General features: G+C 35.5%; 4 protein-coding genes, 1 other RNA gene and 1 pseudogene. 2 read left to right on the plus strand and 4 right to left on the minus strand.

What is annotated here, in order from left to right:
- Window positions 1–1,697: pseudogene (locus ACIQ2S_RS10525) on the minus strand (histidine kinase); the annotation flags it as partial.
- 71 nt (window positions 1,698–1,768) lie between these two features.
- Window positions 1,769–2,986 (minus strand): NAD(P)-dependent oxidoreductase, encoded by a 1,218-nt coding sequence (locus tag ACIQ2S_RS10530; RefSeq protein ID WP_396175741.1) that lies wholly within the window; start codon window positions 2,984–2,986, stop codon window positions 1,769–1,771.
- A 269-nt stretch (window positions 2,987–3,255) separates the two neighbouring features.
- Here ACIQ2S_RS10530 and ssrA point away from each other — a divergent pair.
- Window positions 3,256–3,653, plus strand: a transfer-messenger RNA (tmRNA) gene (ssrA, locus tag ACIQ2S_RS10535).
- Window positions 3,654–3,842: 189 nt separating this feature from the next.
- Here the strand turns inward: ssrA and ACIQ2S_RS10540 are convergent.
- Together ACIQ2S_RS10540 and ACIQ2S_RS10545 are read right to left on the minus strand one after the other, a co-directional pair.
- Window positions 3,843–4,226 (minus strand): hypothetical protein, encoded by a 384-nt coding sequence (locus ACIQ2S_RS10540; RefSeq protein ID WP_396175743.1) that lies wholly within the window; start codon window positions 4,224–4,226, stop codon window positions 3,843–3,845.
- A gap of 136 nt (window positions 4,227–4,362) precedes the next feature.
- Complete coding sequence (locus ACIQ2S_RS10545) at window positions 4,363–4,692, minus strand: hypothetical protein (RefSeq protein ID WP_396175745.1); 330 nt, start codon at window positions 4,690–4,692, stop codon at window positions 4,363–4,365.
- A gap of 211 nt (window positions 4,693–4,903) precedes the next feature.
- Between ACIQ2S_RS10545 and ACIQ2S_RS10550 the strand changes: the two genes are divergently transcribed.
- Window positions 4,904–5,669 (plus strand): OstA-like protein (locus ACIQ2S_RS10550; protein WP_396175747.1); only part of this gene is annotated, 766 nt, incomplete at its 3' end.

The following is a 5,669-nucleotide window of genomic DNA, read 5'->3' on the forward strand; positions in this document are numbered from 1 at the left end:
TCCCAAACAAACTGTCCTTTGCTTGGATGAATAATATAAAGCAATTTGTCTTTCAAAACCAGAAAGTTCTCATTATTAATGGGTATAATCTCGGTAATCGCAGAAAAATTTGTATTGAATAAATCATGTTTATCCAATCGATCCGTTAATGAGTTATAATGGTACCAAAGGTTGTCAATGTTGAATAATAATTGATCTTTAAACTGAAATAACTTCACTTCATAATCATTTTTCAGATTGTTCTTTTGAGTCACATTCTCGATAGTATCCAAAGTAAAATCGGGTTTAAATTGAATCCGATATAAACTCTTATAGTTATCAACCGCCCATAATTCTCTAGGTTTGGTTTGAGCAATATTTTTAATAGGTTTAGTGAGGCTGGGAATAATAGCGAATGATTTCAAATCATCCGGCGAATCATACCTTACAATTCCGGAATAATTGGCCTGGTATAATTTAGTATCAAAAGAGCTTTTCAACATTTTCCAACCACCACTGATGGCATTTTCTTTGGTCAATTTTGAGGAATCGTAGGCAAATGTTCCATCATTATGCCCGATGATAAATTGATTGTTCTCCTTCATTATTTCCCACACATGGCCCTGTGAGTTTGGTAAAACAGTCAGTTTCTTATCTTGGTAGACAAATAATCCGTGATTGGAACCTAATAAATACCCATTATCTACGAAAGAAACAGCGTAAACCGACCCTAAAAGACCTGTATTGTCAGAAAAAATGGAATATGGCGAATTGATTTCCACATGTGCAATGCCGTTGTCTAATCCCAGCCATAAGTCGTTTTCTTTGTCGAAACCTATACTTAAAACCGAATTATTTTTTAAAGAATTATTACGGTTAATATTGTTATAAGCTCCGGTTTTCATATCAATCAAATACAACCCTTTGAAGGCTGTTCCGATTGCCAGTCGATTGTTTGATATAAACTTTGCTGTAATGATAATGTCTTGTTTTAGCTCGTTATTCAAGGTGTTTTGCCACGGAACTAAATTTTTTCCCTCTTCCGCAAACACTCCATTTTTTTGAGTAAATACAAAAGTTTTTCCTTGGTACGAATCGATTGCATGAACGACATTGTTTTCTAATTCGTCCCAGTGTTCTACTTTCTCAAATACTTTATTTTGAAACTTATAAACCCCTTGTCTGACAGAGGCAGCATATATTTGATTGTTTACAATGAAACAATAGGATATCTGAAAAGGTATTCGGATTTTTTCAATACTTTTACCATCATAAACAAAAAGTTCGTTGAATGATTGAAAATAGATTTTACCCTGAAATTTAAAAATTTTCCAAATCTCTTCATTGTCGGAATAACCGGTAAACAGATTTTTCCCTTTGCTTAACGACTGATAAATCATTTGACCATTACTTCGTTGCCAATAGCCGAATTCGGTATACGAACCACAATAAATTCGATTGGAATCTGCGAAAACAGAACGAATGATGGTTTTATTTGGTAAAATATACTTGTCCCATTTCACCCCATTGTATCTTAAAAAATAGTGATTATTAGCAAAATACATGGCATTGTCTTCGCCTTGCGTTACACCCCACACCTGATTATCACCTTCATAGTTGGTCATCGTGAAATTCTCAACAAAAGGAAGTAACTCCTGCGATTGCAAGTGCAAACAAGTATTAAAAAATACTAAAAGAACAAGTAAATAATTTCTCAAGTGAACGGTAGTTTTCCCAAATGTAAAAACAAAAATGCAAACCGCAGTTGAGTGGTGCTAAAAAAAAGTCCCTAATGGGACTTAATTAAATTTTCGTCAACATACGATTGCAGGTACGCAAACTTAGGCGTCAAGTGGCCGCTTGCTGCAATTTTAGCACGAGCTAATAGTGAATCTTGGTCAGCATTAAAAAACGCCGGCATCACATGTTCGGCAAACATTTTACCAAACCCTTCACTGGCATCTTTCGGAAGTTCACAGGGCAAATTATCAACTGCCATGACCATAATTGCAGCCGGATGGGTGTAGGATACTTCTTTGTGTTCATTCGGCAAATACCCATAAAAAGGTTCTGCAATAGTGGATGATCTGAGTGTACAAGCAATCGGACCTTGCACGTCGCAAGATATATCTGCAACAATTTTGAGCTTATTGGTGGCTGACTGTAACATTTCACGAGTCAAAATAGTTGGAGCATCATTCCCATAAAAATGACCGGTGATAAAAATATCGGCCACTTTTGTAAAGCGTTCAAAATCGCTTTCATACTCTTTTGGATGTTCGTAAAAATCTTTATTATCAATGGTTTTGCCATCTTTACGTTTGTTGTAATCTAACACATCAATGTTTGTAAAAACAGGAAACGTGTAAGTTTTGTTCAGAAAATCATCTGCAGAAACTTCTTTTAATTTCATGCCGGTAAGAATCTCTTTAGCTCCCATTCCTACTTTGCCTTTACCGGTTAAAACAATTTTTATGGGTGGCAAAAAGGGCCTTTTTAAACGACTGATTAATGCCTCTTTGTCTGCCAAAGTTTCAGCTTTAGGCAAATTATACAATTCATACTTTATTCCGAAAGCTCTGAAAGCATTGTAGGTACCAACGATTCCTGCGTATCGTCCAAAACCAATCAAACGGCTATTGGTGGCGTCAGTAATAGTTTCATGGTCATAAAGTGTGATATTTTTATCTAAAACTGCCTGCAGTAGATTGCGGTTATGAGGCTGCTTTTTAATCGTATGCGAAAAGAAAAAATACGTTTTATTTGGTAGCAGTGCATCAACAGGAACTTCCTTTACTCCTAACAAAACATCACAATCGGATAAGTCATTCGTTACTTCTATGCCTGCGGTAATGTAAGCTGCGTCCGGGAATACTCGAATATCCGAAGACTCTACTTTGAATTGAGCCTGCGGAAACTGCCGTTGTAATTCCACCAAAGCATCCGGTGAAAAAACGACTCTTCTGTCAGGCGGGTTTTTACGTTCTTTGATAAGTCCGAAAATCATTTGTGATATTTATACGGTTACTGATGGTATTTGTTACAAATATAACAATATTGATTTATTCAGGCAAATTTAATAATGGTCATTTTTTGTTATATCTTTGTGGCTTAGTTTTTGAGGTTCTGAGGTTCTGAGGTTCTGAGGTTCTGAGGTTCTGAGGTTCTGAGGTTCTGAGGTTCTGAGGTTCTGAGGTTCTGAGGTTCTGAGGTTCTGAGGTTCTGAGGTTCTGAGGTTCTGAAAACTGAAAACTGAAGACTGAAGACTAAAAAAATGGGGTCGACTGGTTTTGACAGCGAGTGGAACTAGACAGTAAGCACGTCGAGCATTGGACATTTGGCTCGTAAATATCAAGGTTCAACAACTTTACACGGCGAAAATAATTACGCTTTAGCTGCTTAATCTGAATTATAGTAAGATTTGCCTAGTCCCAACAAGGTTGGGAAGCTAGATTCCTCTCAGAAGCTTTGGTTTATAGCGTTTGATCAAGAGGAACCGTAAATGTAAACCTAGAATGGGTAATGCTTTAAATCCCATTTTAAATAATAAAGCTAAGCGGGAAGTGGCTGCCTTTGGCCTTGCTTTCTGTCGAAAATTCAATCAGAGGATAAACGCGTAGAAAGCTCTTTGGTTGCTTGTTTGGACGAGAGTTCGATTCTCTCCGACTCCACAAAAAACCCTGTACATGTTTGATTTACAGGGTTTTTAATTTTAGGGAACTTTTTTGGAGCTATTTTGTAATGTGCTTCTCTAATTCAAAAATAGTAAAATCTTTCTTTGTAAAGTAGAGCTAACAATAGGATTCGGGCGAGAGCGGGGTATTGAGGAATTGGTAATTATGGAACATTACCTTACTGGATTACTAAATAAAAATTTTAATTATTTTAATAAAATCTTTACAATCCTGTACTTGCTTTATTAGATTTGGAATTTGTTTTTTTGAATACCAAAAATTTTCATCAACACCTTTAAATTCTTCGACTGATATTTTTTCAATCTTATAAAATTCGTAATCAATCTTAGCTGTTCTTCCCTTGATTAAAGGATGAAATCCAAAAAAATTGAGCCATCCAACTTTATTAGCTTTTTTAACTAAATAACAATAGCCATTTACATCCAAAATAATTGAATTATCAAAAAAACATAGTTTTGAAACCGAAGCTATTTGAGGACCTTGTTTTTGAGCATAGATATTTTTATCATTCTCAAATAGATGTAATATTGGATAATTAAATTGTTTATTCATTTATTTTATTTTTTAAATCAAAATTCTCCCCCACTCTTAGAAGTCTTCCAAAAAGCATTTTGCTAATCGATGATCTCAAATCGATGCAAAGCATAATGCTACTTTTTGAAAGTACATTGTTGGGAGCGATTTTTAATTAATCCGCAGCTTTTCCAATTTCATCAATCGATTCAATCTCTACCACTACAATTTTTTTCCATTTGTGTTCCAGCAGTTTGTAAAATCCCCAACAACATAATATACCAATCGGGACCGTTAGTAATGCGATACCGGATTCCTCAAATCCGTCAATGCTGCCGGGTGAAACCAATTCACCAATCACACCAATCGCAACAGCCGAAAAAATAATTCCTGCATAATACACAACTACCCCCAAAATGCCGTATAACCATTTATTTTGTTTGTATAATTCGGCTAATCTGTAAAATGCTCTACCCACAAAATAGAGAAATATCAATCCAAGCATCGTCTAATAATTTATATGAATTTTTAAAAATACTCATTTCCCAACAATAACAAACAATCTTAAACAACTTTAAACAACTTTAAACAATCTTAAACAATCTTAAACAATCTTAAACAATCTAAACTTACTCATCAACAAACTGCATCCCTAAATAATTCTTAATACCCCTTGCCCTTCCCTCATTTTTAGTAATTTTGACAAAAATTTACTCTTGAGAAATAGTTTACTACTTTTTTGTTTTTTCATTTACGCTCAATCGGCTTTCGCTCAACAAGCAAAACCTATCAAAGTTGAATATTCGGATTTTGCTAATGTCGACCAAACGGAAGTCCCGGATGCAATACTAGTCTATGGAAACGTCCGTGTTTCACATGACGGGGCCATTCTTTTTTGCAACAAAGCCTACGTTTTTCAGAAAGAAAATTACATCAAAGCGTTTGGTGATGTTCGCATCGTTCAAGGTGATACAATCACCATGACCAGCAGTTATGCCGAATACAATGGCGAAAACAAATTGGCCATGGCATCGGGTAATGTGATTATGCAATCACCTAGTTCGACACTTACATCGGAACAAGTGTATTTTGACCGAGCCAGTCAGCAAGCTTTTTACAGAACCGGCGGAAGAATAACGGATAAAGATAATGTACTCACCAGTCAATCGGGTACCTACATCGTCAATAGTAGCATGTACCAATTTCGAAATGCCGTGACGATTACCAATCCAAAAACAGTGATCAAAACGAACCATTTGGATTATTACGAAAACTCGGGTCACTCCTATTTATTCGGCCCATCAACCGTTACCAGTAAAGAAAATTTTATATATACAGAAAAAGGTTTTTACGACACCAAGAAAAATTTGGCTCATTTTGTCAAAAACTCCTATATCAAATACAACAATCGTTTGATTGAAGGCGATAGTTTGTATTATGATAGAAATCGCGAATTTGCTTCGGCTACGCGAAATGTAAAAG

Origin of the sequence: Flavobacterium sp. (genome assembly GCF_044371705.1) — a bacterium.
Lineage (GTDB): Bacteria > Bacteroidota > Bacteroidia > Flavobacteriales > Flavobacteriaceae > Flavobacterium.

What these genes read in the sequence shown, in the direction of transcription:
- ACIQ2S_RS10530 (WP_396175741.1), bottom strand. Translation starts at nt 2,986, where the DNA reads ATGATTTTCGGACTTATCAAAGAACGTAAAAACCCGCCTGACAGAAGA.
- ACIQ2S_RS10540 (WP_396175743.1), bottom strand. Translation starts at nt 4,226, where the DNA reads ATGAATAAACAATTTAATTATCCAATATTACATCTATTTGAGAATGAT.
- ACIQ2S_RS10545 (WP_396175745.1), bottom strand. Translation starts at nt 4,692, where the DNA reads ATGCTTGGATTGATATTTCTCTATTTTGTGGGTAGAGCATTTTACAGA.